This is a genomic window from Lentzea sp., assembly GCF_035525475.1.
In the GTDB taxonomy this organism is placed as follows: domain Bacteria; phylum Actinomycetota; class Actinomycetes; order Mycobacteriales; family Pseudonocardiaceae; genus Lentzea.
Genome location: NZ_DATLEC010000208.1, coordinates 41,322 through 67,669, shown reverse-complemented (window position 1 = coordinate 67,669; position 26,348 = coordinate 41,322). Strand labels below are relative to the sequence as shown.

Here is a 26,348-nt window from a genome sequence, read left to right as displayed (position 1 = left end):
GAAAATGACGGTCATGGACGTCTACCTGCTGATCCTGGGTGACCACCTGCCCAACCCGTGCACGGGCGAGGAGGTCTCCCAGGCCGACCGGTTGCGGGCGATGGTCGAGCAGGCGGTGGTGGCGGAGGAGGCGGGCTTCGCGGGCGTCGCGATCGGCGAGCACCACTTCACCCGCTACATCGTGTCGGCGCCCGAGCTGCTGCTGGCGGCGGTGGCGGCGCGCACGTCGACGTTGAAGCTGTCGACCGGCGTGACGCTGCTCGCCCACCGCGACCCCGTGCTGGTGGCCGAGGCGCTCGCGACGCTGGACGTGCTGTCGAACGGCCGTGCGGAGCTGATCGTGGCGCGCGGGGTGGACCAGCAGACCGACGCGGCGTTCGGGGTGCAGCCGGGTGAGCTGCGGGCGCGGTTCGAGGAGCACCTGCGGTTGCTGCTCAAGCTGCTGGAGGAGCCGTCGGTGAGCTGGGACGGCCGGTTCCGCGGTCAGCTGAGCGACGTGACCACGACGCCGCGGCCGGTGCAGAAGCCGCGGCCGGTGGTGTGGATCGGGTCGGGGTCGGCGGTGTCGGCGGACCTCGGCGCGGAGCTGGAGATGCCGCTGATGCTGCCGTCGACGCTGCGCGACCCGTCGATCTACCTCGAGGTGGTGCAGCGCTACCGGGAGAAGTTCCCTTCGGGACGGGTCGGCGTGCCGAGCCACGTGTTCGTGGCGCGGGACGACGCCCGCGAGCGGTGGCGGCCGCACCTGGCCGAGTACGCGCGGTTCGCGGACCCGTGGCGCGGCGACGGGGACATCGACGTCGACGCCATCATGGACGGTGCCGCGGTGTGCGGAACTCCGGACGAGGTGGCGGACCGGCTCAACGAGCTGGCGGAGCGGCTGTCCATCGACACGCACCTCGTGATGGTGGACATCGGTGGCATGCCGCACGAATCGGTCATCGAGACGATCCGGCTGTTCGGTGCGGAAGTGCTTCCGAAACTTGTTTGACGCGAGCGCCTCGACACCGACTTCCGCGCGCACCAGCTGGTGGTGCGCACACGGGCGCGGGTCGGCGTTCTTCGGGGTGGCGGACAAAGCCCGTGAGTGGGGTGCGAGCCGGAATCCATTGAGGACTGATGAGGTCGCTCCGCTGCGAAAGTTGACGGCAGTGTCCTCCGAAGGCGGAAGACACTGCCGCAGCAGTGAAATATCGTTTCCTCCGCAGCACCTGGCGCAGCTGAGAGTTCTCTCAGCGCGGCGACGCGGGGCGGGGTCACCGGGGTTAATCTCAGGGTCGTCTCAGTGGAGAACCTGACCCTTCGGTGTGCCCGTGTAGCCGAAGATGGTGCGCACAAGACCCACAGGAGGAGACAGACAGTGAGCGCGTCTGATGGAGTCGCGGCCAGAGCCGTTGACGTGTGGAAGTCTTATGGGTCCGGCGACGCCGCCGTGACCGCGCTCGCGGGGGTGAGCGTCGACCTGGACAGGTCCAGGTTCACCGCGATCATGGGCCCGTCGGGATCCGGCAAGTCCACGCTGATGCACTGCCTCGCGGGGCTGGACGACGTCACGCGCGGCGAGGTGTGGGTGGGCGACACGCTGGTCACCGGGTTGAACGACCGCGGGCTGACCGAGCTGCGACGGGACAAGGTCGGTTTCATCTTCCAGCAGTTCAACCTGCTGCCGACGCTGACCGCCGAGGAGAACATCACGCTGCCGCTCGCGATCGGCGGCAAGAAGGTCGACCGGGAGTGGTTCGACGTCGTCATCGACACGGTGGGTCTGAGGGACAGGCTGACCCACCGGCCGACGCAGCTCTCGGGCGGCCAGCAGCAACGCGTCGCGTGCGCGCGGGCTCTCGTGTCACGGCCGGAGGTCGTGTTCGCGGACGAGCCGACCGGCAACCTGGACTCGCAGTCCGGCGCGGAGGTCCTGGGCTTCCTGCAGCGGTCCGCGCGTGAGTTCGGGCAGACGGTCGTCATGGTCACGCACGACCCGAACGCCGCCTCGTACGCCGACCGCGTCATCTTCCTCAAGGACGGCCACATCGTCCGCGAGCTGCTGTCGCCGTCGGCGGAAGAGGTCCTCGACACCATGAAGCACCTCGACGCGCCGGACTTCCAGCACAGCGCGGTGCCCGGTGCTTAAGGCGACGATCAAGAGCCTGCTGTCGCGCAAGCTCAGGCTGGTGCTGTCCGCGCTCGCGGTGGTGCTGGGCGTGATGTTCGTGTCCGGTTCGTTCGTCCTGACCGACACGCTGCAGCGGTCGTTCACCGACCTGTTCTCGTCGGCCTTCGCAGGCGTGGACGTCTCGGTGTCGCCGAAGCAGGAGAAGGGCAAGCAGCCGGAACCCCTGACGCTCCAGGCGATCGCGGACGTGAAGTCGGTGCCGGGCGTGGCGTCGGCCGTCGGCGACGTGCAGGGGTCCGCGCGGCCGATCGGCAAGAACGGCAAGGTCATCACCACGTCCGGCGCGCCCCGGTACGGCGCCAACTGGACGGGCAACGGACTCGAGCAGATCCGCGAGGGCAGGGCGCCTCGGGCCGACGACGAGGTCGTGATCGGCGCGTACCTCGCGTCGACCGGCGGTTTCAAGGTGGGCGACGACATCGCGCTGCTCACGCTGGAACCGAAGAAGACCTTCAAGGTCACCGGTGTCTACGAGTACGCGGGCGGCCGCGAGTCCATGGGCGGCGAGCTGTCGGTGGCGTTCACCGAGCCGGTCGCGCAGCAGTTGTTGCTGGGCAAGAAGGACGCGTACTCGTCGATCACCGTGACGGCGGCGAACGGGCAGTCGGACGACGCGCTGCGCGACGCGGTCGCGGCGAAGCTCGGCTCCGCCTACGACGTGAAGACCGGTGCGACGCTGGCGAAGGAGCAGTCCGACCAGATCAACGAGGGCCTGAAGTTCTTCAACTACGTGCTGCTCGGGTTCGCCGGCATCGCGTTGTTCGTCGGCATCTTCATCATCCTCAACACGTTCTCCATCATCGTGGCCCAGCGCACGCGTGAGCTCGCGCTGCTGCGGTCGATGGGCGCCTCCCGCGGCCAGGTCATCGGCTCCGTGGTGATGGAGGCGTTCGTGATCGGCCTGATCGCGTCGATCGTCGGCCTCGGGGCCGGCGTGGGCATCGGTGCGCTGCTCGCCAAGATCTTCAGCTCGGTGGGCGGCACGAACCTGCAGCTCGCGGGCATCGGCGTGCCGATGTCGGCGGTGATCTCGTCGTTCGCCGTCGGCATCGTCGTCACGATGGTCGCGGCGGTCATGCCCGCGCTGCGCGCGTCGCGGATCGCCCCGGTCGCGGCGATGCGCGAGGCGGCCACCCCGGACCGGCCGCTCACGAAGATCACGGTCACCGGCGCACTGGTGCTGGCCGCCGGCGGCACGTCGCTGGGCTTCGGCTTCCAGCAGGCCTCGCTGCCGCTGATCTTCGGCGGCATCCTGGTGGCGATGGTCGGCGTCGCGCTGCTGACCCCGATGCTCTCCAAGCCGATGGTGTCGCTGATCGGCCGCCTGCTGTCGTGGTCGGTGCCAGGGCTGCTGGGACGCCGCAACTCCGCGCGCAACCCGCGCAGGACCGCGATCACCGCGGCGGCGCTGATGGTCGGCATCTCGCTGATCACCGGCGTGAGCGTGGTGCTGACGTCGGCGACCAAGTCGATCGAGAAGCTGGCCTCCGGTCAGCTGCAGACCGACCTGATCATCTCCGGCGAGGGCCAGATGGAGGGCCGGCCCGCGACGTTCAAGCGGGACGTGCTGACGAAGATCGAGAAGACCGACGGCGTCAGGTCCGCGGTCGGCTGGTCGCAGGACGGCGTGCTGCAGGGCGAGAGCCAGATGTTCGCGGTCGGCGTCACCGACATGCCCGCGCTGGCGACGATGTTCGCGTTGAAGCCGAAGTCCGGTGACATCGCGCCGCTCGAGGACGACCAGGTAGCGCTGCCGGAGGAGCTGGCGGCCGAGAAGGGCTGGTCGGTCGGCAGCAAGGTCACGCTGCAACTGGCCAAGGGCGAGCCGAAGGACTTCACCGTCGGCTTCATCTGGGTCAAGACGCAGGTGCTGCAGGGCGCGCTCGTGCTGCCGGAGTCGGCGGGCGCGAACTTCCGGTCGGACCAGATCGCCCAGGCGTTCGTCCAGGTCCGGCCCGGCGTGTCCGCGGCGGACGTGCAGAAGCGCGTCGAACCGCTGTTCGCCGACAACCCGGAGATCACCGTCCAGGACCGCAGCGCGTTCGTGAAGCAGACGACGTCGCAGTTCGACACGGTCCTGCTGATGATCCAGATCCTGCTGGCGCTGGCGATCCTGATCGCCGTCCTCGGCGTCATCAACACGCTGGCGCTGTCGGTGATCGAGCGGACCCGCGAACTGGGCCTGCTGCGCGCCATCGGCATGAGGCGGGGACAGGTGATGCGGATGATCACCGTCGAGTCGGTGGTGATCTCGGTGTTCGGCGCGGTGCTCGGCCTGGCGGTCGGTCTCGCGCTGGGCGTCGCGACCGTGCAGGCGCTGAAGGACCAGGGCATCTCGGAGATCGGGTTCCCCTGGGCCACCATGGTCCAGTACCTGGTGGTGGCGGCGTTCGTGGGCGTGGTCGCCGCGATCCTGCCGGCGATCAGGGCGGCCCGGCTGAACGTGCTGGACGCGATCGCCTACGAGTGATCCTCTCCTGAGCGTTCCTCTCCAACGGGGAACTGGATCACGCTGAGCAAGCGGGGCCGCCGACCGTCTCCTGGACGGTAGGCGGCCCTTTTCGCGAGGACCGCACGCACCTCTTCCAGCGCCTCGGTGAGTTCTTCGCCGACCTGTCCGCCCGGAGTCGGGCAGCCTCGACGCGGTCATGCTCGTGCACCTCCCCCACGTCAGCGGGGCGACCTTGGACGCAGGGGCGGTCGACGCCTCGGTGGAGGAGGTGCGCGGAATCCTCGGGTGAGCGAGGGGCCGCGCCGGGCCGTCGCTGAACCGGCGCAGCACCCCGTCAGGGGGTCAGGCGTGCGGGCAGGTGTCCCGGTACGCCGAGATGAGCGTGTTCGGCGCAGGAGCCGGACACAGGAACTGGTCGTACCGCAGGTCGTCGTCGACGAACCGCTTGAGCCACGACAGCGTGTACTTGCGCACCGTCACGTTGTCGGCGCGCGGATCCGAGTGGTCGCCGCCGCGCAGCTCCAGGAACGCCTTGTCGGGCGCCGCCGTGATGGAGTTGTAGAACGGCGTGGAGTGCTGCGAGTTCGGGGCGGTGGGGTCGTTCTGGCCGCCGAGCACCAGGGTCGGCACCTGGACCGTCGACCAGTTCTTCGTGGTGTGCCAGCCGGCCATCGGGATCGATGCCTGCAGGGCGGGACGGGTCGCGGAGGCGCGCAACGCTCCCCCACCGCCCATGGAGTGACCCATCACGGAGAGGCGTGAGGCGTCGACGCGCGGGTTGGTGCGCACGACGTAGTCCAGTGCGGCCAGGAGCTGGCGGCCGCGGCTGTCCGGGTCGTCGAGGGTGGACAGGGTGTTGATGGTGATCACCACGAACCCGTAGGACGCGAGCCGCGGGCCGAAGTGCGCGACGGAGGTCTGGGTGGCGGTGAAGCCGGGTGAGATCGCGACCGCGCCGAACGTGAGGTCGCTGGTGGGCGTGTAGACCGTGCCGCCGCCGAAGGTCGACTGGCGGGCGACGGCCGTGGACGTGACGGCGAAGGTGCCTCGGGAGGCTTCGACGGAAGTGGCCGTGGGTGCGGGGCCGCGTTCGTAGGGGTTGGCCGCCGCGGTGGCGGTGGCCGGTGTGGTGGCTGGGATCAGCGCCAGGATGAGCGCCGCAAGCACTGCTTTGATGCGCACGACGGTGACACCTCGATTGGTTGCAGGGGAACCAAAAGCGACGGCGGCGCTCACGCTACCGCCCGGTAGCCACGAGGGGTTCGGCCACTCGGATGGTTAACGGGACATTTCGGCGTACCGCGCCTGGCCGTGACGTGCACAGCCGTCGAACGGCCGGAGTCGATTCGAGTCGAACGAGGTCCGGTTACCGAGAGCAGCAGAGTCCGGCATTGTCGTCTTGTCGGTCACCGCAGCGGCGGTATGCGGCCAATCGGGTGGCGCACAAGGGTGATCACGTGCCCACTCGGAGACAGTTCCTCGTTCTGAGCTCCACAGCAGCGCTCACCGGTCTGCTGTCCGAGACTCCCGCGTCCGCCGCCGACACCGCGCAGCCCTATGCGTCGTACTGGCACCCGGCCACGATCCTCGACTGGGATCCGTCGACCGACCGGGATGCGAAGTACAACCGCAGCACCGTGCCGCTCGCGAGGCGCGTCGTCCCCGCGAGACCGGCCAATGCACACGCCCACTCTGGCGAAGCGCGCGTGCAGGCGTTGGTGGCGTACGCGCCGACGAGCAACAATCCGTCGCAGGGTTCGCTCGACATGCACTACTACGCCACGAACTACTGGCAGTACATCGACGAGCTGGTGTTCTGGGGCGGTTCCGCCTCCGAGGGCCTGATCCTCGCACCGAACCCGACCGTCACCGACGCCGCGCACCGCAACGGCGTGCGCGTCATCGGCAACGTGTTCCTCCCACCGACCGCGTACGGCGGCCAGATCCAGTGGGTCCGCGACTTCGTGAGGCGCGAGGGCGACAGGTTCCCGGTGGCCGACAAGATGGTCCAGGTCGCACGCCACCACGGCTTCGACGGCTGGTTCCTCAACCAGGAGACCGCCGGCGGCAACACCCAGCTCGCGAACGACATGCGCGACTTCATCGTCTACCTCCGCAAGAGCGGGCTGCGGATCATCTGGTACGACGCTATGACCGACACCGGAAGCGTCAGCTGGCAGAACGCCCTCACCGCGCGGAACCGGACGTTCTTCGAGCAGTCCGACGAGATGTTCCTGAACTTCTGGTGGAGCACGCAGGGACTCGCGAGCTCGGCGGCCCTCGCGCGGCAGATGGGCCGCAGCCCGTACGACCTGGCGTCCGGTGTGGACGTGGAGTCCAGCGGCTACAACACGAGCGTCGGCTGGGCCTCCGTCTTCCCCGAGGGCAAGCCGCACACGACGTCACTCGGCTTCTACCGTCCGGAGTGGACGTTCAAGTCGTCGACCGGTCCCGCCGACTTCTACGCGCGGGACAACAGGTTCTGGGTCGGCCAGAACGGCGACCCGGCGAACACCACGACGACGGCGAGCTGGAAGGGCATCGCCCACTACATCACCGAGCTGACGCCGATCACCTCGCTGCCGTTCGTCACGAACTTCAACACCGGTCACGGCAAGAAGTTCGCGGTCAACGGCACCGTGCGCGCGACCCGGCCGTGGAACAACCTGTCGCTGCAGGACGTCCTGCCCACGTGGCGCTGGAGCGTCACCGGGACCGGCACCAAGGTCACGCCGTCACTCGACTGGGACGACCCGTACGACGGCGGCACCGCGCTGAAGATCACCGGCACTCCGCAGCAGGCCAACGACGTCCGGCTGTTCGCGACGTCGTTGCCGATCACCGGCGCGAGCCAGTTCGAGATCGTCCACCGCACCGGTTCCGGGCCGTCGCGGCTGCAGGCGGTGCTGCGGTTCGGCGCCACCGAGAAGGTCCTGGACCTCGGTGGCGTCAGCGGGGCATGGCGGCGCAGCGTGTTCCCGCTCGGCGAGCACTCCGGGACGACGCTCACGGAGATCTCGCTGCGGGTGCTGCCCGGCGCGGCGGTCACCGCGCTGATCGGCCGGATCGGCGTCACGAACCCGGTCATGACGCCGCCGGCGGCACCGTCGGACGTGCGGGTCGAGCAGGTGAGCCGCACCGACGCCTCGACGGTGTCGGCACGGCTCACCTGGACTCGTCCACCGGGAGCGGTCCGGCAGTACCGGGTCTACAAGACCGGCACCGAGCGGATCTTCCTGGGCGGCACGGCGAACGACGCGTACTTCGTGCCCGCGATCCCGCTGGCGAACGGCGAGACCGCGCTGATCGAGGTCGAGGCCGTCAGCGAGGCGTTCGACGTCTCACCGCCGGCGAGCGGTGCCATCTCTTCCGGGCAGGTCACTGGTACACCCTGACGTAGTCCAGCACCATGTCCTGCGGCAGCTGCGTCCCGGCCCCCGGCGGGCCGGGCCAGTCACCGCCCACCGCGTTGTTGATGATGATGAAGAACGGGTGGTCGAAGACCCACGGCCCGCGGGTGGTCTCCAGCACGTTCCTGTCGACGGTGAAGAACCTGTTGCCGTCCACGCTGAACGTCATGTGGCTGGAGTCCCACTCGACCGCGAAGGTCCGGAACGCCGACGACGCGGGCTGGCCGAGGTTGAGCGGCGAACCGTAGCCGCCCGCGCCGAAGTACTGCGGCGCGTGCAACGTCGAGTAGACCGTGTTCGGCTCCTTGCCGACGTGCTCCATGATGTCGATCTCGCCGGTGTAGGGCCACGGCCTGCGCTGGTCGAAGAAGTCCGCGCCCAGCATCCAGAACGCGGGCCACAACCCCTGCGTCGACGACACCTTGATGCGCGCCTCGACCCGGCCGTAGGTGAAGCTGAACTTGCCGTACGTGTTCAGCCGCGCCGACGTGTACTGGCAGGTCCCGCTGCCGCTGACCGGGTCCACCGGGCAGGCGCTTCCTGGCGTGACCTCACGGCGTGCCTGCAACACCAGGTTGCCGTTGCCGTCGTGCCGGGCGTTGTTGTTGTTCGTGTAGTACTGCAGCTCGTTGTTCACGCCCGGCCCGACCTCCGGCTGCCACTTCGAGCCGTCCGGCCCGGTGCCCGCGGGCGCGTTGAACTCGTCCGACCACACCAGACGTCCCGGGAACGTCGGGTTCGGCGGCAGCGGCGGAGGCGTGGTGGGAGCACCGCCCGTGCCGTAGACCTGGAACTCCCACAACGAGTAGCCGTAGCCGTTCGACCTGGCCGTGCCGTACATCCGCACGTACCGGCCGGTGCCGCTGACCGCCAGCGTCTCCTTGAACCCGCGACCGGTCGTCGTGGAGTAGATCTGCCGCCAGTTCGCGTTGTCGTCCGAGACCTCCAGTCGGTACGCCGTGGCGAACGCCGGGTCCCACTGCAGGACGACCTTGGAGATCGTGGCCCTGGCGCCGAGGTCGACGGAGATCCAGCCGGGGTCGACCCAGCCGTTGGTCGGGCTCGTGGCCCAGCGGGTGGCCGGGTCGCGGTCGAACGCCTTGGCCGGGTTGCACTGGCCGCAGTTCGCGTCGTCCTGGAAGGTCGACGCCGTACCGCTCTTCCCGTAGGACAGCAGCGTTTCCCCGCCGCCTCCGGTGTCGCGGTTGCCGAACACCTGGAACTCCCACAGCGAGTAGCCGTACTGCGTGGCGCGCTGGGTGAGGTCGAGCCGCACGTACCGGCCGGTGCCGCTGACCGCGAGCGTCTCGGTCCCGCCGGGGCCGGTCGTCGTTCGACGAAGTTCCTGCCAGCTGGTGCCGTCCGCGGAGATGCTGAGCGTGTACGCCCTGGCGCTCGCCGCCTCCCAGGACAGCGTCACCTGGTCGACCTTCGCGGACGAGCCGAGGTCGATCTGGATCCACTGCGGGTCGCTGAACGTGCTGGACCAGCGGGTGCCCAGGTCGCCGTCGACCGCGGCCGTCGCGGCGAACACGGCGTTCTCACTGCTGGACGCCGTGACCGGGCGGTTCTGGGAGAGCAGCGGACCGGCGGCGTGCGCCGCCGGTGTGATCGTGGCGGCTACGAGAGCCGCCGCGACGAGGAGTGGGAGTCTTCCGCGTTGAAGCCTTCCTGACATGGGTGCTCCTGGGGCCGGAGAACGGGCGACGAGTGTGAGAGAGCGCTCTCTCCGACAGGAGTTCGAAGCCGAGAGTCAGGGCAACGGGCATGCGGTGTCAAGAAAACCGGGACTTCTGAACGTTTCTTGCGGATTGACGCCTCGTAACGACCTGCGCCATGCTCGATGAGCGTGAGAGCGCTCTCCCAATCCTGCTGCGGAGAGGAAGCTTCAATGAAGAAGCCCTTGTTCCACCTGGCGACCGTCCTCGCCCTGGCCGCGGGGGTGCTGAGCATTCCCGTTGCCGCACAGGGAGAACCGGTGCGCGTCGCCGAGTTCCTCGCGGAGTGCCCGATCAGCCACCGGCTGCCGGACGACCCGATCGTCCTGCCGAACCTGCCGGGCGCCTCCCACTCGCACGACTTCTTCGGAAACCACTCGACCACCGCCCGTTCGACCCAGCAGTCGCTGGAAGGGCAGACGGGCAACTGCAACCCGGTCGCGGACATCTCGTCGTACTGGGTGCCCACGCTGTACCGCGACAACACCGCGATCGCCCCCACCGGCGTCACCTTCTACTACCTCGGTGAAGGCGTGAACAACCCGGCGGCGATCCAGCCCATGCCGTACGGGCTGAAGATCGTGGCGGGCAACGCGAAGGCCACGGGCGATGCCGACAGCATCGCGCGCTGGTCCTGCCTGCACGCCGGGCACGTCAACCCGTCCAAGAACTTCGTGGAGTGCCCGGCCGGCACGATGCTCGAGACCTACCTGGACTTCCCGCAGTGCTGGAACGGCAGGGACCTCGACTCGTCCGACCACAAGTCCCACCTGTCCTACCCGGTCGCGGGCGGCTGCCCGTCGACCCACCCCGTCCCGGTGCCGAAGCTCCGCATGGTGCTGCGGTACCCGGTCAGCGGCAACCCGGCCGGTCTCAGACTGGCGTCCGGCACAGGACAGACCATGCACGGCGACTTCTTCAACGTGTGGCCGCGGGGCGAGATGGAACGCCGCGTCCGCAACTGCATCAACGTGGTGCTGAAGTGCGATCACGCCGGCAACCACGGCTGACAGTGCTCCTGCTGGCAGGCCTTCTCGCGGCCTGCCAGCAGGCTCCACCTCCCCAGCCGGCACCCCAGGCACCACCGACGACATCGCAGAACGGTTACGGCACAACGGAACGGGCGTTCGTGGAACTGGCCATCGCCACCGACGAGCAGGCTCTCAAGCTGGTCGGCCTCACCGATCGAGCAGAGCTCAAGCAGAACCGCACCACCGAGCTCGCGGAGCTGAGGAAGCTGCTCGACGCGCCGTACGTCGACAACCACGCCGGGCACGACATGCCGGGCATGCCCACGGATGCGGAGATCGAGCTGGCCGCGACGAGCCCGGACGCGCTGAGGCAGTTCGTCCACGCGCACCTCACCGAGTCGCTGGAAGTCCTGCGCTCGGCGGGATCCGCGATCACCCACCCTCCCACCGCCGAGGTGGTCAAGCTGATGGAACGCCACCGCACGGCGGAACTGGCGGCGGGGTGAAGCGCGTGACGCTGGAGGAGGTGGCCCGCGTCGCCGGGGTGTCCCGCGCGACCGCGTCACGGGTGGTCAACGGCGCCGCCACCGTCGACGAGTCGCTCCGGCACGCCGTCGAGAAGGCCATCTCCACCACCGGATACCTGCCGAACATCGCCGCGCGCTCGCTCGTCACCCGCCGGGCCGACGCGATCGGGCTGGTGCTGCCGGACGAACGGCGCATGCTCGGCGATCCGCACCTGGCGAGCGTGGTCAGCGGCGTGACGAGGGTCGTCCGGCCGCTGGGCGTCCAGCTCGTGCTGATGATGACCGGCCCCGGCACCCGCGAGCAGGCCCTGAGCGACCTGCGGTGCGGACGGCTCGACGGCGTGATCCTCGTGCACACCGACCCGGCGGACCCCGTGCCCGGCCAGCTGATCGCGGCCGGGCACCCGGCGGTCCTGGCGGGGCGTCCGCTCAAGCCGATGCCGATCACGTACGTCGACGTGAACCAGACGGCGGGCGCAGCACTGGCCGGGCGCCGCCTGAAGGAGCTCGGACGGCGCCGCATCGCCACGATCACCGGCCCGCAGGACACCCCGGCGGGCCAGGACCGGCTCCAGGGTTTCCTCGCCGAGGTGCCCGACGCGTGGGTCGTCCACGGCGACTTCACGCGGCAGTCCGGTGTGGCCGCGATGGAACAGCTCGTCAAGCTCTGCCCCGACGTCGACGGCGTGTTCATCGCGTCGGACCTCATGGCCAACGGCGCGATCCCCGTGCTGCACCGCCACGGCCGCAAGGTGCCCGACGACGTGGCGATCGTCGGGTTCGACGACAGCACCGCCGCGCTGACGTGCGAACCCGAGCTGACGACGGTCCGGCAGCCGATCGCCGACATGGCCGCGGAGATGGCCCGCCAGCTCCTGCGCCAGATCACCGACGACCGGGCGCCCGTCACGTCCGTGATCTTCGAGCCGTCGCTCGTGGTGCGCGACAGCGGTTAGGTTTTGATGCGGATCGGCATGTCCCGCGCGATCGCCCACGTCCCGGCCAGTGCGACCACGAACGCCGCGCCCGACACCGCGTGCCATCCGGGCCCGAGCAGGTCGGGGACGTTCGCGACGAACGGCAGGGTGCCCGTGCCCGGGATCTGGGCCCTCGTGACGGTCATGAGCGCGAACGCGACCGGCAGCGCGAAGGCCCCGCCCGCCCCGAACCTGGCGAACGCCGCCGCGCAGAACATGCCCGTCACGAACCACACCAAGAACATCAGGGGGTGCGCGAACAACATGCCGCGGTCGTCGGCGTTCCAGTCCATGAGCGGGTAGATCGCGCCCTCGGCGAGGAACCCGAGCCACGCCAGAACCGTCGCCACGACCGTCAGCGCCACGGAAAGCCCGGACGCCGCCACGAGGAACTCGCGGCGCGTGCGGCCGTGCGCGACCGCGATCGGCAGCACGTTGTGGATCGCGTAGACGCCGACGAACAGCAGGAACCACGGCGCGACGTGGGAGGCGACGACGTTCCACGCGCTGATCTCGACGTCGCGGAAGAACGAGACGACGAACGTCAGCACCACGGCGAACGCGAACGCGCCTCCCGCGACCATCGCGGAGAACGAGAGGAGGATCTTGGTCAGGTGCGGGAAAGTCTTCACCGCTTCCCCCCGACGGGTTCGGTGAGGTGGACGAACAGGTCCTGCAACGCGATCGGGCCGAGCTCCAGCCCGAGCCGGCGTGCGCTGACGAGCCGCGCGTCGTCCAGCGCGCCGTAGACCATCGCGGACTTGGTGCACCCCAACGACTTCTCGCTCAGCACGGTCAGCCCGGCGGTGAACTCGTCGACGTCCGGCGCGGTCCCGGTGACCTCGGTGCCGCGCGAGCGCAGCACGTCGGCCTCCTCCTGCAGCACGAGCCGTCCGCTGTCGATGATCAGAACCTCCTCCAGCAGCGAGGCCAGCTCCTCGATGAGGTGCGTGGAGATCATGATCGTGCGCGGGTGGGCCATGAAGTCGCCCAGCAGCGCGTCGTAGAACGCGTACCGCGTGGGCGTGTCCATGCCGAGGTGCGACTCGTCGAGCATCGTCAGCGGCGACCGGCTGGCGAGCCCGATCACGACACCGAGCGCGGACCGCTGTCCCAGTGACAGCTCGCCGACCTTGGCCTTGGACAAGATCTTGAACAGGTCGAGCAGCTCCAGCGCGTACGCGTTGTCCCACGTGTCGCGCCACGCCGCGCCGTACTCGAGGACGTGGGAGACCCTGTCGCCCTTGTCCGCGGCGTCGGCGGTGTGCCGGACCAGGCAGACCTGGCGCATCGCGGCGGCGTTCTCGAAGACCGGCACGCCGTCGAGCGTCACGGTCCCGACCGGCCTGCGGTAGCCGGCGAGCGCCGACATCAGGCTGGTCTTGCCGGAGCCGTTGCGGCCGAGCAGGCCGTAGATCTTGTTGCCCTCCAACGAAAAGCTGATGTCGTCAACGGCGGTGACATCGCCGTAGCGAACCGTTAGACCTCGCGCGTCAACGCGCATCACACGCCCCCGTTCTCGTGCTGCTCGATACGCCGGATGACCTCGGCGAGCGGAATGCCGATGGCGCGCGCCTCCGCCACCATCGGGTCCACGACCTCCCCGAAGAAGGTCTCCCTCCCCTGTGCCCGCAACATGTCGCGAGCCTGCGCGCTCACGAACATCCCTATCCCCCTCTTCTTGTAGAGCACCTGCTCGTCCACGAGCTGCTGGAAGGCCTTCGCCGCCGTCGCCGGGTTGATCCGGTAGTACGCGGCGTACTGGTTGGTCGACATGACCTGCTCGTCGGCCTTCAACGCCCCGTTCAGCACGTCCGCCTTGATCCGGTCGGCGATCTGGCGGTAGATCGGGCTCCGGTCGTCGAACACGGCGTCACTTCCTGGGTTCGTTACTCATGTAATGAACCATAGCAGCAACGAGGCCGCGGGGTGGCGCAAACCCGCTGAACAAAAATGGAGGCGTGACCCACGGGGTCACGCCTCCTCACTTCACCGCTTCACCACTTCACCGGATCGAGGCCGGACGCAGATCCGTCCAGTTCTCCTCGACGTAGGCCAGGCACGCCTCGCGGCTCTCCTCGCCGTAGACCTTGGTCCACCCGGCGGGCACCTCCGCGAAGGTCGGCCACAGCGAGTGCTGCTGCTCTTCGTTGACCAGCACGAAGAAACGGCCCTGCGGGTCCTCGAACGGGTTGGTCATCACTGGCCCTTCCTCACTGGAACTACCGGACTGCCTGAAGCTTCGACAGCGGCAACGCGGCAGGCCGCCGCAACACCGAGTCGAGAATCTCGCCGACACGCACAGCCGTGTTCGACAGCAACGACGACGTGATGCCATGCGTGTGCTCGGTACCGCCCTGCAGATAGATCCCGCCGCGAACGTCCTCACTGGTGACAACGCGGTAGTCACGAGCAACCTTCAACCGCCCGTGCTCATCCCGCTCACAGTGCTCAGCGAGATCACCCAGCAACCCCACCGGGTTGGCCGGCCGGTACCCGGTCGCGTACACGATCACATCGGCATCGACGGGCACCCGCCCACCATCAGCGAGCGACTCGACCACGCACTTCCCGTCAGACCCGACGTCGACGAGGCGCGATGTGTTGTGCAGCAACAACCTCTGCCGCCCGACGACCTTCTCCCGGTACACCCGCCGGTACAGCTCCTCGATGAGGTCCTGGTCGACAACCCCGTAGTTGGTGTTGGCGTGGTACCCCATCAACCGCCGCTTGACCTCCTCCGGCGCCGAGTAGAAGTCGTCGACAGCGGCAGGATCGAAAATCCGGTTGGCGAACGCGCTGTCATCGGCAGGGCTGTACCCGTACCGCGCGAAGACGCCGTGCACCACAACCCCGGGGAACCGGTCGTGGAAGAACGCCACCGCCTCGGCAGCACTCTGCCCAGCCCCCACCACGACGACGTGCCGAGGGTCCCTCAACGACTCCACCCGGTGCAGCAGGTCCTTGTTGTGCCAAATCCGCTCACCAGTGGCGATGCCCTCAGGCAGGTTGGCCTCCAGCCCGGTGGCCAGCACGAGGTTCCGAGCCCGAACCCGCCCCTCCCCGGCAGCGAACGAAAACCCGTCCCCCTCGACTTGAACATCACTCACCGCAGAGCCGTACGACACGTGGTGAGCAACCCGCTCAGCAGCCCACTCGAAGTAGTCGTGGAACTCCTTGCGCAGCGGAAAGAGGTTCTTGTGGTTGACGAAGTCGATCAACCGACCCCGATCCCGCAGGTAGCAGAGGAAGCTGAACGAGCTGGTGGGGTTGCGCAGGGTGACAAGGTCCTTGAGGAACGACACCTGCATGGTGGCGTCCTCGAGCAACATCCCCCGATGCCACCCGAACCGGGCCTGCCTCTCGAAGAACCGAGCCCGAACAGGAAGCGGATGCTCCTCGACGGCGATCGCGAGAGCGAGGTTGGACGGCCCGAAGCCGATCCCGGCCAGGTCTAACACCGGTTCCATCGCGATCCTCTCCTGGCACTCCTGGTGGCGTAAAGTGACCCTAACTTAACTAAGGCATACCTTAGCTAGTACATTCGGACGTGATCCACGTCCTAGACCAGGAGAAGATCCCAACACGAGCACAGCTCGACCAGGCCGAAGCCGCGAAGCCGCCCAAACCACCACGCGTGCCCTCTACCTACGAGCGGCGCCGCCCATCAGATTGCCGGGGGCCTGGGGGCAGCGCCCCCAGAAGCACTCAGCCCGAGGACCCGCGCATCCGACAACCAGCAAGCCACCCGCCGCCGCTCCCCCGCAGCCTCCAACAACGGCATCCGCTCACCACAAACATCCATAGCATGCGGACACCGAGGATGAAACGGGCACCCGGATGGCATAGAACGAAGATCAGGCGGCGACCCGGGAATCCCTCGCAACTCCCGCCGAGGACCACGCAACGCCGGGAACGACGAAAGCAGCCCCTGACTGTAGGGATGCTTGGCCGCCCGATAGATCTCGGAAGCAGGAGCCTCCTCGACCACCCGACCGCCGTACATGATCGCGATCCGGTCGGAGAACTCCACCAGCAACGAGATGTCGTGCGTGATGAAGATGACCGAGAAGCCAAGCGTCTCCCGCAGCCGCATCATCTGACCGAGAATCGACCGCTGCACCACCACGTCCAGCGCGGTGGTCGGCTCGTCCATGATGACGATCTCGGGTTCGAGCGCCAGCGCCATGGCGATCATCACCCGCTGCCGCATGCCACCGGAGAGCTGGTGCGGATAGGACGACAGCCGGTCGGTGGGAATGCCCACCAGTGACAACAGCTCCCGGCCGCGCGCAGTCCTCTCCGGACGCTTCATCGACGGCCGGTGCGTGCGCAGCACGTCGTCGATCTGAGTGCCGACCGAGATGACGGGGTTCAGGGCGTTCATCGCGCCCTGGAACACGATCGCGATCTCGCTCCACCGCAGCACCTGGAGCTGCTTCTCGCTCAGCGCCAACAGGTCCTGGCCCTTGAACAGCACCTGGCCGGACGGCACCCGCCCCGGTGGCTGCAGCAGGCGGGTCGCGGCGTAGGCCAGCGTGGACTTGCCGCTGCCGCTCTCCCCCGCCAGGCCGAGCACCTCGCCGGCGTTCAACGTCAGGGTGACGTCGTGCACGGCTCGGAGCGTTCCGTAGTCCACCGAGAGATCGCGGATCTCCAGCACCGGGCTCATGCGCGCACCTTCCGCAGGCGGGGATTCGCGTACTCGTCGATCCCGAAGTTGATCAGTGCCAGTGCCGTGCCGAGCAGGGCGATGCACAGGCCGGCGGGGACGAACCACCACCACGCGCCCTGGCCGAGCGCCTGGTTGCTCTGCGCCCAGAACAGGATCGTTCCCCAGTTCCAGGTCGACAGCGACACGACGCCGACGAACGACAGGGTGATCTGCAGCATGACCGCGAAGATCACCGTGCCGACGAAGCCGGACGCGATCACCGCCATCAGGTTGGGCAGCACCTCGAACACGATGATGCGCCAGGTCGACTCACCGGACGCCCGTGCGGCCTCCACGAAGTCCCTGCGCCGCAACGACATCGTCTGCGCGCGCAACACACGCGCGCCCCACGCCCACGCGGTCAGCGAGATGACCGCCGCGATCAGCACGGTGTCCGCCGACGGCAGCATCGACGCCACGATGATGATCAGCGGCAGCGCCGGGATCACCAGGAAGACGTTGGACAGCATGGACAACGCCTCGTCGGCCGCGCCGCCGAGGAACCCGGCGGTCACCCCGACCAGGATGGACAGGAAGGTCGCCAGCACACCGCAGACCAGGCCGACGACCATCACGCCCCTGGTGCCCACGAGCACCTGGGAGAAGATGTCCTGCCCGGTCATGGTGGTGCCGAACCAGTGCGCCCCCGAGGGCGGCGACAGCAGGTCGTCGCCCATCGCGGACGGGTCGTACGGCGCGATCCACTCGCCGATCACGGCGATCAGCGTGAAGAAGGCCAGGATGCCCAGGCCGAGTTTCGTCTTGAAGTTCATCGGGGAATCAGCCCTCTCGCCGCGTGCGCGGGTCGAGCAGCAGGTAGCCGACGTCCGCGAGCAGGTTCGCCACCAGCACGGCCAGTGTGATCACCAGGAACACGCCCTGCATCAACGGGTAGTCCTTCGCGCCGATGCCCTGGAACAGCACGTACCCCAGGCCCGGGTAGGAGAACACCATCTCCACCAGCAGCGCGCCGCCGACGATGAAGCCGAGCGACAGCGCGAAACCGGAGATCGACGGCAGCACGGCGTTGCGCGCGGCGTAGGCGAACATGATCCGCCGCGGGGTGAGGCCCTTGGCCTTCGCGACGAGCACGTAGTCCTCCGCCGTGACGGTCACCATCATGTTGCGCATGCCCAGGATCCAGCCGGCCACCGAGCTCACGACGATCGTGACGCCGGGCAGCACGGCGTGCTCCAGGACGCTGCCGATGAACTCGCCGGAGAACTCCGGCACCAGCCCGGCGGCGTAGCCACCGGAGGCCGGGAGCAGCGGCCACGTCACGGAGAACACCGAGATCGCGATCAGCCCGAGCCAGAAGTACGGGATCGACGACAGGAACGTCGTCATCGGGATGAGGTTGTCCATCCACGAACCGCGCTTCCACCCCGCGTAGACACCCAGCAGGGTGCCGAGCAGGAACGCGATGACGGTGGTGACGCCGACCAGCCCGAGCGTCCACGGCAGCGACTGGGAGAGCACGTCCGCGACCGGCGTCGGGAAGAACGTGAACGACAGCCCGAGGTCGCCCTGCAGCAGGGCGCCCCAGTAGTCGACGTACTGCTCCCAGATCGACTTCTTCTCGTCGAGCCCGAACAGGACGTAGAGCGAGGCCATGGCGTCGCTGTTCAGCCGGCCGCCGAGCTTGGTGATCATCGCCTGCACCGGGTCGCCCGGGAGCAGGCGCGGCAGCAGGAAGTTCGCCGTGATCGCCGCCCAGAGCGTCACCAAGTAGAACAGCGCACGGCGCAGCAGGAACGTCATGCGGCCGCCTCCACGTACAGCCAGCACGCCGCCCAGTGCCCCGAGGAGTCGACCTCGGTGCGCGGTGGCGCATCCGTCCAGCAGCGGGACCGCACCTTCGGGCAGCGCGGCGCGAACCGGCAGCCGGTCGAGGCCTGCTCGGTCTCCTCCAGCGGCGCGTCCAGCGCGACCACCGACCGCTCCGGGTCGGGCGCGGACTCGATGAGCAGCTGCGTGTACGGGTGCGCGGGCCGCTGCGTCACGGTCTCGCTGTCGCCGCCCTCGACGAGCTGCCCGCCGTACATCACGAACGTCTCGTCCGCGAAGTACCGCGCCGACGCGATGTCGTGCGTGATGTAGAGGACCGCGAGCTTGAGCCGGTCCTTGAGGTCCAGCAACAGGTTCAGCACGCCGAGCCGGATCGAGACGTCCAGCATGGACACCGGCTCGTCGGCGAGCAGCACCTCGGGGTCGGCCGCGAGCGCCCGTGCGATCGCGACGCGCTGCCGCTGACCACCCGACAGCTCGTACGGGAACCTCGAAGCGAAGTCGGCGGGCAGGTTGACCCGCTCCAGCAGCTCCTCCACGGTCTCGGGCCGCTTGTGGATCTTCAGCGGCCGGGTCAGGTGGTAGCGGATGGTGTGGATCGGGTTGAGCGATGCGAACGGGTCCTGGAACACCATCTGGACCTTGCGCCGGTACTCCCGGACCCGTCGCACCCGTTCGCCGTCGAGCAGGATCTCACCCGCGGTGGGTTCGACGAGTCGCGCCAGCAGCTTCGCCACCGTCGACTTGCCTGATCCGGATTCGCCGACGAGGGCGGTCACGCGCCCGCGACGCAGGACGATGGAGACGTCCTGCACCGCGCGCACGCGCTTGTAGGTCTTGACCAGACCTTTCGCTTCCAGCGCGATCTCGTTCATCTACGATCCCGCGGGCTTCAGCTTCATGACGATCTGCAGGGCGTTGGGCAGCGTGGCCTGCGGAGGACCGTACGGGTCCTCCTCGGTCGGCCAGCCGACCCAGTACTTCGTGCTGTACTCCGCACCGATCGGACCCGCGGAGGTCGGGATCATCGGCACCTGCTCCACCATGATCTTCTGCAGCACCGCGAGGCTCTTGGCGCGCGCGGCGTCGTCCACGGCGTTCGCGTACTCCGCCAGCGCCGCGGTGGCCTCCGGGTTGTTGTAGCGGCCGAAGTTCACCGCCGCGGTCTGCCCGATCGGCTTGATCTCCGCCGCGTCCATGATGTTCTGGTACATCTCGTACGGCGTGGCGCCGGTGTTGGTCCAGCGCAGCGAGCCCTGGAACGAGCCGTTCGCGAAGTCCGACGTCCACGCGTCCGCGGTCTGCGTGCGCACGGTCGCCTCGATGCCGATCTTCTTCAGGTCGCTCTTGATGATGTCGAGCACCGTCAGGTAGTCGGACCAGCCGGACGGGTTGGTGAGCTCGATCGTGACCGGCTTGCCGTCGGGAGCCTTGAGCGCGTCGCCCTCGAGCTTGAACCCGGCCGCGGCGAGCTTCTGCTTGGCGCCGTCGACATCGATCTTGAACTTCGCGTCCTTGTACTCCGGCGCGAGGAACGAGTCACCGGCGGGCAACGGCATGCCGGTCTTCGACTCGAGCTTCGGGAACAGGCGCGCCTCACCGCGGACGAAGATCGCCTCGCGGTCGATCACGTCGCTCATGGCCGAGCGCAGCGCGGCGTTGTCGAACGGCGCGACGGTCGTGTTCAGCCACAGGCCGTGGATGCCGAGGCCGGCGGGGAACCAGAGCTTGTGGTTCGCCGGGTCCTTGTCCACGTACAGCTTTTGGTAGTCCGGGATGAAGACGTACGACCACTGGCTCGCGCCCGACGCCAGCGCGGTGGTCTGCGCCGTGTTGTCGTTGTAGGAGGTGTACTGGATCTCCGGGACCTTGGGCAGTTCCTGCCAGTACTCGGTGCGCCGCGCGATCGTCACCGTCTGCGAGGTGAACGACTTCAGCTGGTACGGGCCCGTGCCGACCGGGCTCGGGTTCGTGTAGGTCGTCGGGTCGGGGACGGTGCTCCAGATGTGCTGGGGGACCACCATCGCGCTGATGACCTTGTTGCGGTTCACGAACTGCGGCGAGCCGAAGGTGACCTCGACCTTGCCGTCCGGCGTCGCCGTCGCGGTCTCGACCTTGAGCGAGTCGCGGTTGTTGAGCGCCGGCCACTTCTTCAGGATCTCGTACGAGAAGGCGACGTCAGCAGCGGTGAGCGGCTTGCCGTCGGACCACTTCACGTTCTCCCGGAGCGTGAAGGTGACCTTCTTGTAGTTGTCGGTCCAGTCCCACTTCGTCGCGAGCCACGGCACCGGTTCCTGGGCCGGGCGCGTGTTGTTCACGAACGCCAGCGGCTCGTAGATCTGGTAGCGGTAGCCGAGCGAACCCGCTGCCGACGTGGGCAGGAACGGGTTGTGGTTCTCGGTCAGCGGCCCGTTGGGCATGCCCACGGTCAGCACCCCGGAAGCCTTGGTGGCGCCACCAGAGGAGCAACCGGTCGCCGCGAGCGCCAGTGCTAACGCGACGATGACTGTTCTGCGCATGGGGGAGTCTCCCGATACGACGGCGTATGAGAGCGCTCTCTCATACGTACGGCGAACTAGCCAGACCGCGTGCGGTCCGGCCAGATCGTTCAGTTGTGGTGGGTCAGGGCGCGGATTCGCGCACGATCAACGAGGTGGGCAGCACCAGCGGGTGGTCGGGCATCGGCTGTCCCTCGAGCGTGGAGAGCAGCATCCGCGCGGCGGCGGCGCCCATCTCCTGCGCCGGCTGGCGGATCGTCGTCAGCCGGGGTGCGGTGTGTCCCGCGACCGGGACGTCGTCGAAGCCGACCACGGACACGTCGTCGGGCACGGTCCTGCCGGCTTCACGCAGTGCTCGCAGCACACCGACGGCGGAGATGTCGTTCTGCGCGAACACGGCGTCGAACGGGATGCCGCTGGCGATGATCTTCTCCACGGCCACTTCCCCGCCTTCCTGGGTGAAGTCGCCGTCCACCACCAGATCCGGGTGCAGCGTCAGGCCCGCTTCCGCCAGGGCGAGGCGGAAACCGTCGAGCCGTGCCTGCGTGCACCCGAAGGTCGGTGGCCCGGTGACGACGGCGAACCTGCGGCGGCCGGCCGCGACGAGATGCCTCGCGACATCCGCGCCTCCCTGCCGGTTCGTGGTCGTCACCGAGGGGAACTCCGGGTGGGAGCCGCGGTCGTCGATCATGACGACCGGCAGTCCCGCCCGGTACAGCGTGGAGATGTAGTGCAGGGCGTCCGGTGGCTCGACCACCAGCAACCCGTCGAAGGCGTTGGCGGACACGTGGTTCGCGAACTGGTTGAGCGACTCCGGCCCGCGGTTCAGGGTGTAGAGCAGCAGCCCGTACCCGTCGGCCTCGAGCTCGTCGACGATGCCCTGCAGGACCTCGCCCATCCACGGCCACGTGAGCGAGGGAGCGAGCATCGCGACGGTCCGGGTGCGCCCTCTCGCGAGGCCGACCGCACGTGCGCTCGGCACGTACCCGATCTCGTCGATGACCTTGCGAACTCTCTGCGCCGTGCTGGCGTCGACGTCGGGTTTTCCGTTCAGCACACGTGACACGGTCGCTTTGGACACCTGGGCGCGTTGGGCGACCTCTGCGATCGTGACACGCATGCCGAACTTCCTTCCGCCGCCTCTGGAACCGGTTCCGTAACCGGTTCCGCTGAGGTGTGACGGAGTCAACAGGCTGACCTGACTATTCGTCAAGACTCTTGCCGGAACTTCGTGAGAGCGTTTCCACGGCGGTGGTCGTCATCGCAGGTGAGACCCGCTCGGACGAGCGCGATTGATACGTGCGCTCACCCCTTGACCGATCACTGCCCGACCACCCGGCTAGGCCGAAAAGAGCAGCGAACACCCCGTCTCGGTTCGTGCAGAATCGGTGCCATGGGGGTTGTCACGGCGGTCAGCCGCAATGAGGAGTACACGTTCACCAAACCGGCGCGGGAGAGCATCACGCTGCTCGCCGGTCTGGGTGTCGAGGGCGACGTCCACCAGGGCGTCACGGTGAAGCACCGGTCGCGCGTCGCGAAGGACCCGACAGCGCCGAACCTGCGGCAGGTGCACCTGATGCACGCCGAGCTCTTCGACGACCTGCGGGACAGGGGTTACGTCGTCGAGCCGGGCGCGATCGGCGAGAACGTCACCACGCGCGGGATCGACCTGCTCGGCCTGCCGACGGGAACGCTGCTGCACCTGGGTCCCGAGGCCGTCGTCGAGGTGACCGGGCTGCGCAACCCGTGCGCGCAGATCGACGGGTTCTCCCGGGGGCTGCTCAAGGAGGTCCTCTTCAAAGGTCCCGGCGGCGACCTGGTCCGGCTCGCGGGGATCATGTCGGTCGTGCGCACGGGCGGTGTCGTGCGTCCTGGCGACGAGATCCGCGTGGAGCTGCCGGCCGAGCCGCACGCGGCGCTGGTGCCGGTCTAACTGTTGCCGAAGTGGTCGTCGAGGATCACCGAGATCGTCTTCGGTGCCTCGACGACCGCCAGGTGCGCCGCGTCGGCCACGACGTAGAGCTCCGAGTCCGGCAGCTCCTCCGCGATGTGCCGGGCGAACTCCGGTGGAGCCGCGTGGTCCTGCGCCGCGGCGATCACCACGGTCGGCGCGTCGATCTTCGCGAGGTCCGGCCTCAGGTCCATGTCCCTGATCGCCTCGGCGCACGCGATGTACGACGGCACGTCGACCGCCACCAGGTCGGCGCGGAAGCGCGCGACGACAGCCGGCGAGAACGCCGGCGTGAACCAGCGCGAGACGATCGCGTCCGCGAGCGGTTCCATGCCGCGCGAGCGCAACACCTCGATCCGCTCGTCCCAGAGCGACTTGTCCGGGTACCACGCGGTCGTGCACATCAGCGCCAGCCGCGAGATCCGGTCGGTGTGCGAGGCGAGCCACATCCCGACCATCGCGCCGAGCGACACGCCGCAGTAGTGCACCTGGCGCAGTTGCAGGTGGTCCAGCAGCTCGACGACGTCGTTCGCCAGGTCTCCGATCGCGCAGGGCCCCCCGGTGGGCGCGCTGCGGCCGTGGCCCCGGTGGTCGAAGCGCAGCAGCCGGAACGGGAGCGCGAACTCGCGCCACAGCTCGGTGGTCGTGCCGAGCGCGTTGCCGAGCACCAGCACCGGCGCGTCCTCCGGTCCGGTCAGCGTGTAGTGGCCGATCACGGCGTCACCTCCTCACCAGACCCCGACATCACGTGAGTCTGCCTGGGGTTTTCCCCGTCCGCACGACGAGGTGCGCCGACTGGTGCAGGTGCCGCGACAACCACCGTCCCGGCCCGCGCCGTAACACTGTTACGGGGAGCAGAATGAGGGTTCGCCCACGCCGCCGACCTCACCGGGAAGCCGATGAACACCGCAGCTCCGTTCACGCACGAGGCCCTGTTCTACCGGGACGAGGACACCTTCCTCTCCAGCACGGCCGGATTCGTCGCGGACGGCGTGGACAGAGGCGAGCCGGTGCTCGTGGCGGTGCGCGAGGCGAGCATCGGCCGGCTCCGCGAGCGGCTGGGAGACCAGGCCGACCAGGTCCACTTCATCGACATGACCGAGGCGGGCCGCAACCCCGGGCGGATCATCCCCGGTGTGCTGATGGCGTTCAGCGCGAGCACCCAGCGCCGGTTCCGGGTGGTCGGCGAGCCGATGTGGCCCGGCCGCACCGAGCTCGAGTACCCGGCGTGCGTGCAGCACGAGGCGTTGATCAACACGGCGTTCGAGGGCAGGCGGGGCGTCATCCTCTGCCCGTACGACGCGGGGTCGCTGCCCGGCCACGTGCTGGAGGACGCGCGGCGCACCCACCCGGTCGTGATCGACGGCGAGCGGCGCGTCGCGAGCGAGTGGTACACCGACCCGTCCGGTCTCGCCGAGATCTACAACGTGCCGCTGCCCCCGCCGCCCGCCACGGCCGAGGAGCACACGTTCTCCGTCAGCACGCTCGCGCACACGCGCAAGCTCGTGGCGACGTTCGCGCACTGGCTGCGCCGCGAACAGGTGGAGGACCTGGTGCTCGCGGTGAACGAGCTCGTGACGAACAGCATCCTGCACGCGTCCGGCCGCGGGGTGCTGCGGCTGTGGCGCGAGGGCGGCACCGCGGTCTGCGAGGTGAGCGACTCCGGCGAGGGTCTCCCGCCGTCGTTCACGGGCCTGTCCGGCTTCGGGATCGTGATGGTGAACCTGCTGTGTGACCTGGTTCGCACCCACACGAGTCACACCGGTACCACCGTTCGAGTGTACTTGGGGCGGTAGGGAGTCGCCGCCACCTCATCGCAATGCGCGGGACACGCGGACCTGTTTACCTGGCACACCTATGACAGACCACCTCTCCCCCCTCGACATCGCCTTCCTCGCCATGGAGGGCAACGCGAACCCGTTGCACCTGGGTGCGGTCGCGACCTTCGCACCGCCCACTCCGGTCCACCCGGCTCGCATCGCCGCCGTGCTGTGCGAACGGGCGCAGGAGATCCCGCGCCTGCGCCAGCGCGCCCGCACGTCGTTGCTGGGCGGTGCCCGCTGGGTGGAGGACCCCGGTTTCGCACCTGAGGACCACGTCTTCACGCACCACGTGCGCGGACGAGATCGTTTCGCCACCTCGGTCTCGCACCTCATGGCGCAGCCGCTGGACCTCGCGCGCCCGCCGTGGGAGCTGCACGTCATCACCGGCCTGGCGGGCGGCCGGTTCGCCGTCGTCGCCAAGCTGCACCACTCCCTGTGCGACGGCATGAAGGCCGTCGGCCTGGGCCTCCAGCTGTTCGACGCCTCCCGTCTGTCCATTCCGGACGCTCCCCCGCAGCCGTCGCGCTCGATGATCCCGACCCTGCGCGGGATCAGGGACACGATCGACATCGCCTCCTCGGTGCTGATGAACACCCGCCCGCCGACGCTGAACTCGCCGGTGCTCACCTCCTCCACGCGGCCCCGCCGGGTGGTGATGTCGCGCCTGGACCTCGCGGACGTGCACCGGATCCGGCGCACGCACGGCGGCACGGTGAACGACGTGCTGCTCGCCCTGGTGACGGGTGCGTTGCGCCACTGGCTCTCCGCCCACGACAGCGCCGGCCCGTCCTCGGTCGTGCGCGCGCTGATCCCGGTCAACCAACGCTCACGCTCCGGCGACGGCGCCTCGGGCAACCAGATCTCCGGCTTCCTGGTCTCGCTGCCGGTCGGCTGCGCCGACCCGGCGGAACGCCTGCGCGACATCCGTTCCCAGATGGAGACGGCCAAGGCCGCCGGCCCCCGGCAGGGCGCGGGCGCACTGCCGCTGCTGGCGGACCGCGTGCCGCCGCTGGTGCACCGCCTGGCCGCCCCCGTCATGGGCCGCTGCGCACCGCTGCTGTTCGACACGCTCGTCACCTCGGTGCCGCTGCCGTCCGTACCGCTCGCCCTGGACGGCGCCGCGTTGTGCGAGATGTACCCGGTCGCGCCCGTCGCACCAGGGCACGCGGTGGGCATCGCCTTGTCCGTCTACCGCTCGTCCGTGCACGTCTGCTTGAACACCAACCAGTCGTGGATGTCCGACGCGCAGTGGCTCGACAGCGTGCTGCGACGTGAGGTGGCGTCCCTGCAGGACGCGCACGAGCTGGTGGGTTTGCCTCGCTGAGAGCGCGGGCAAACCTGGGATC

Annotated in this window: 24 protein-coding genes; 10 read left to right on the top strand and 14 right to left on the bottom strand. The window is 68.7% G+C overall.

Annotation, left to right across the window (positions count from 1 at the left end; all coding sequences use genetic code 11):
* Positions 1-4 precede the first annotated feature (4 nt).
* The 3 genes from VM306_RS32125 to VM306_RS32115 all read left to right on the top strand — a co-directional run bounded on the left by VM306_RS32125 (position 5) and on the right by VM306_RS32115 (position 4,643).
* Positions 5-991, top strand: coding sequence for an LLM class flavin-dependent oxidoreductase (locus tag VM306_RS32125; RefSeq protein WP_325521512.1), 987 nt, complete (start codon positions 5-7; stop codon positions 989-991).
* A gap of 369 nt (positions 992-1,360) precedes the next feature.
* On the top strand, positions 1,361-2,131 hold the full coding sequence (locus tag VM306_RS32120) for an ABC transporter ATP-binding protein (RefSeq protein ID WP_325521511.1): 771 nt from the start codon (positions 1,361-1,363) through the stop codon (positions 2,129-2,131).
* Positions 2,124-4,643, top strand: a complete 2,520-nt coding sequence (locus VM306_RS32115; RefSeq protein WP_325521510.1) for an ABC transporter permease — start codon at positions 2,124-2,126, stop codon at positions 4,641-4,643. The genes VM306_RS32120 and VM306_RS32115 overlap by 8 nt, the downstream gene beginning before the upstream one ends.
* Positions 4,644-4,967: 324 nt before the next feature.
* Here the strand turns inward: VM306_RS32115 and VM306_RS32110 are convergent, their stop codons facing one another.
* Positions 4,968-5,807 (bottom strand): dienelactone hydrolase family protein, encoded by an 840-nt coding sequence (locus tag VM306_RS32110; protein WP_325521509.1) that lies wholly within the window; start codon positions 5,805-5,807, stop codon positions 4,968-4,970.
* Positions 5,808-6,082: 275 nt separating this feature from the next.
* On the opposite strand from VM306_RS32110, the gene VM306_RS32105 reads away from it, so the two are divergent.
* Complete coding sequence (locus VM306_RS32105) at positions 6,083-8,020, top strand: endo-beta-N-acetylglucosaminidase (RefSeq protein WP_325521508.1); 1,938 nt, start codon at positions 6,083-6,085, stop codon at positions 8,018-8,020.
* Here the strand turns inward: VM306_RS32105 and VM306_RS32100 are convergent.
* A complete protein-coding gene (locus VM306_RS32100) occupies positions 8,004-9,713 on the bottom strand; it encodes a discoidin domain-containing protein (protein WP_325521507.1) in 1,710 nt (569 codons plus the stop codon). The two genes, VM306_RS32105 and VM306_RS32100, sit on opposite strands and share 17 nt — an antisense overlap.
* 213 nt (positions 9,714-9,926) lie before the next feature.
* Here VM306_RS32100 and VM306_RS32095 point away from each other — a divergent pair, with 213 nt between their 5' ends.
* From VM306_RS32095 to VM306_RS32085, 3 genes are all read left to right on the top strand, one after another.
* Positions 9,927-10,763, top strand: a complete 837-nt coding sequence (locus VM306_RS32095) for a DUF1996 domain-containing protein (RefSeq protein WP_325521506.1) — start codon at positions 9,927-9,929, stop codon at positions 10,761-10,763.
* Positions 10,764-10,882: 119 nt separating this feature from the next.
* Complete coding sequence (locus tag VM306_RS32090) at positions 10,883-11,230, top strand: hypothetical protein (RefSeq protein WP_325521505.1); 348 nt, start codon at positions 10,883-10,885, stop codon at positions 11,228-11,230.
* A gap of 5 nt (positions 11,231-11,235) precedes the next feature.
* Positions 11,236-12,207 carry a LacI family DNA-binding transcriptional regulator gene (locus VM306_RS32085; RefSeq protein ID WP_325521504.1) on the top strand — a complete coding sequence of 324 codons (972 nt, stop codon included), beginning with the start codon at positions 11,236-11,238 and terminating at the stop codon, positions 12,205-12,207.
* On the opposite strand, the gene VM306_RS32080 is transcribed toward VM306_RS32085, so the two are convergent.
* The 11 genes from VM306_RS32080 to VM306_RS32025 all read right to left on the bottom strand — a co-directional run bounded on the left by VM306_RS32080 (position 12,204) and on the right by VM306_RS32025 (position 22,348).
* A complete protein-coding gene (locus VM306_RS32080; RefSeq protein ID WP_325521503.1) occupies positions 12,204-12,860 on the bottom strand; it encodes a hypothetical protein in 657 nt (218 codons plus the stop codon). The genes VM306_RS32085 and VM306_RS32080 overlap by 4 nt on opposite strands.
* Positions 12,857-13,732 (bottom strand): ABC transporter ATP-binding protein, encoded by an 876-nt coding sequence (locus tag VM306_RS32075; protein WP_325521502.1) that lies wholly within the window; start codon positions 13,730-13,732, stop codon positions 12,857-12,859. Before VM306_RS32075 ends, VM306_RS32080 begins: the two co-directional genes overlap by 4 nt.
* The gene (locus VM306_RS32070) at positions 13,732-14,097 is read right to left on the bottom strand and encodes a GntR family transcriptional regulator (RefSeq protein WP_325521501.1); all 366 of its coding nucleotides are present in this window, start codon (positions 14,095-14,097) and stop codon (positions 13,732-13,734) included. The genes VM306_RS32075 and VM306_RS32070 overlap by 1 nt, the downstream gene beginning before the upstream one ends.
* A gap of 136 nt (positions 14,098-14,233) precedes the next feature.
* The gene (locus VM306_RS32065; RefSeq protein WP_325521500.1) at positions 14,234-14,428 is read right to left on the bottom strand and encodes an MbtH family protein; all 195 of its coding nucleotides are present in this window, start codon (positions 14,426-14,428) and stop codon (positions 14,234-14,236) included.
* Between the two features lie 22 nt (positions 14,429-14,450).
* Positions 14,451-15,698, bottom strand: coding sequence for a lysine N(6)-hydroxylase/L-ornithine N(5)-oxygenase family protein (locus tag VM306_RS32060; protein ID WP_325521499.1), 1,248 nt, complete (start codon positions 15,696-15,698; stop codon positions 14,451-14,453).
* 197 nt (positions 15,699-15,895) lie between these two features.
* Positions 15,896-16,900 carry an ABC transporter ATP-binding protein gene (locus VM306_RS32055; protein ID WP_325521498.1) on the bottom strand — a complete coding sequence of 335 codons (1,005 nt, stop codon included), beginning with the start codon at positions 16,898-16,900 and terminating at the stop codon, positions 15,896-15,898.
* Positions 16,897-17,715, bottom strand: coding sequence for an ABC transporter permease (locus VM306_RS32050; protein WP_325521497.1), 819 nt, complete (start codon positions 17,713-17,715; stop codon positions 16,897-16,899). Before VM306_RS32050 ends, VM306_RS32055 begins: the two co-directional genes overlap by 4 nt.
* Positions 17,716-17,722: 7 nt before the next feature.
* The gene (locus tag VM306_RS32045) at positions 17,723-18,703 is read right to left on the bottom strand and encodes an ABC transporter permease (protein ID WP_325521496.1); all 981 of its coding nucleotides are present in this window, start codon (positions 18,701-18,703) and stop codon (positions 17,723-17,725) included.
* Positions 18,700-19,605, bottom strand: coding sequence for an ABC transporter ATP-binding protein (locus VM306_RS41290; RefSeq protein ID WP_349255705.1), 906 nt, complete (start codon positions 19,603-19,605; stop codon positions 18,700-18,702). Before VM306_RS41290 ends, VM306_RS32045 begins: the two co-directional genes overlap by 4 nt.
* A complete protein-coding gene (locus VM306_RS32030) occupies positions 19,606-21,249 on the bottom strand; it encodes an ABC transporter substrate-binding protein (protein ID WP_325521495.1) in 1,644 nt (547 codons plus the stop codon).
* A 103-nt stretch (positions 21,250-21,352) separates the two neighbouring features.
* The gene (locus VM306_RS32025; RefSeq protein WP_325521494.1) at positions 21,353-22,348 is read right to left on the bottom strand and encodes a LacI family DNA-binding transcriptional regulator; all 996 of its coding nucleotides are present in this window, start codon (positions 22,346-22,348) and stop codon (positions 21,353-21,355) included.
* A gap of 273 nt (positions 22,349-22,621) precedes the next feature.
* On the opposite strand from VM306_RS32025, the gene VM306_RS32020 reads away from it, so the two are divergent.
* Complete coding sequence (locus VM306_RS32020; RefSeq protein WP_325521493.1) at positions 22,622-23,161, top strand: MOSC domain-containing protein; 540 nt, start codon at positions 22,622-22,624, stop codon at positions 23,159-23,161.
* On the opposite strand, the gene VM306_RS32015 is transcribed toward VM306_RS32020, so the two are convergent.
* Positions 23,158-23,895: an alpha/beta fold hydrolase gene (locus tag VM306_RS32015; RefSeq protein WP_325521492.1), complete on the bottom strand. Its 738-nt coding sequence runs from the start codon at positions 23,893-23,895 to the stop codon at positions 23,158-23,160. The two genes, VM306_RS32020 and VM306_RS32015, sit on opposite strands and share 4 nt — an antisense overlap.
* 183 nt (positions 23,896-24,078) lie before the next feature.
* Here VM306_RS32015 and VM306_RS32010 point away from each other — a divergent pair, with 183 nt between their 5' ends.
* Together VM306_RS32010 and VM306_RS32005 are read left to right on the top strand one after the other, a co-directional pair.
* Positions 24,079-24,975, top strand: coding sequence for an anti-sigma factor RsbA family regulatory protein (locus VM306_RS32010; RefSeq protein ID WP_325521491.1), 897 nt, complete (start codon positions 24,079-24,081; stop codon positions 24,973-24,975).
* 61 nt (positions 24,976-25,036) lie between these two features.
* Complete coding sequence (locus VM306_RS32005) at positions 25,037-26,326, top strand: wax ester/triacylglycerol synthase domain-containing protein (protein WP_325521490.1); 1,290 nt, start codon at positions 25,037-25,039, stop codon at positions 26,324-26,326.
* The last annotated feature ends 22 nt before the right edge of the window (positions 26,327-26,348 follow it).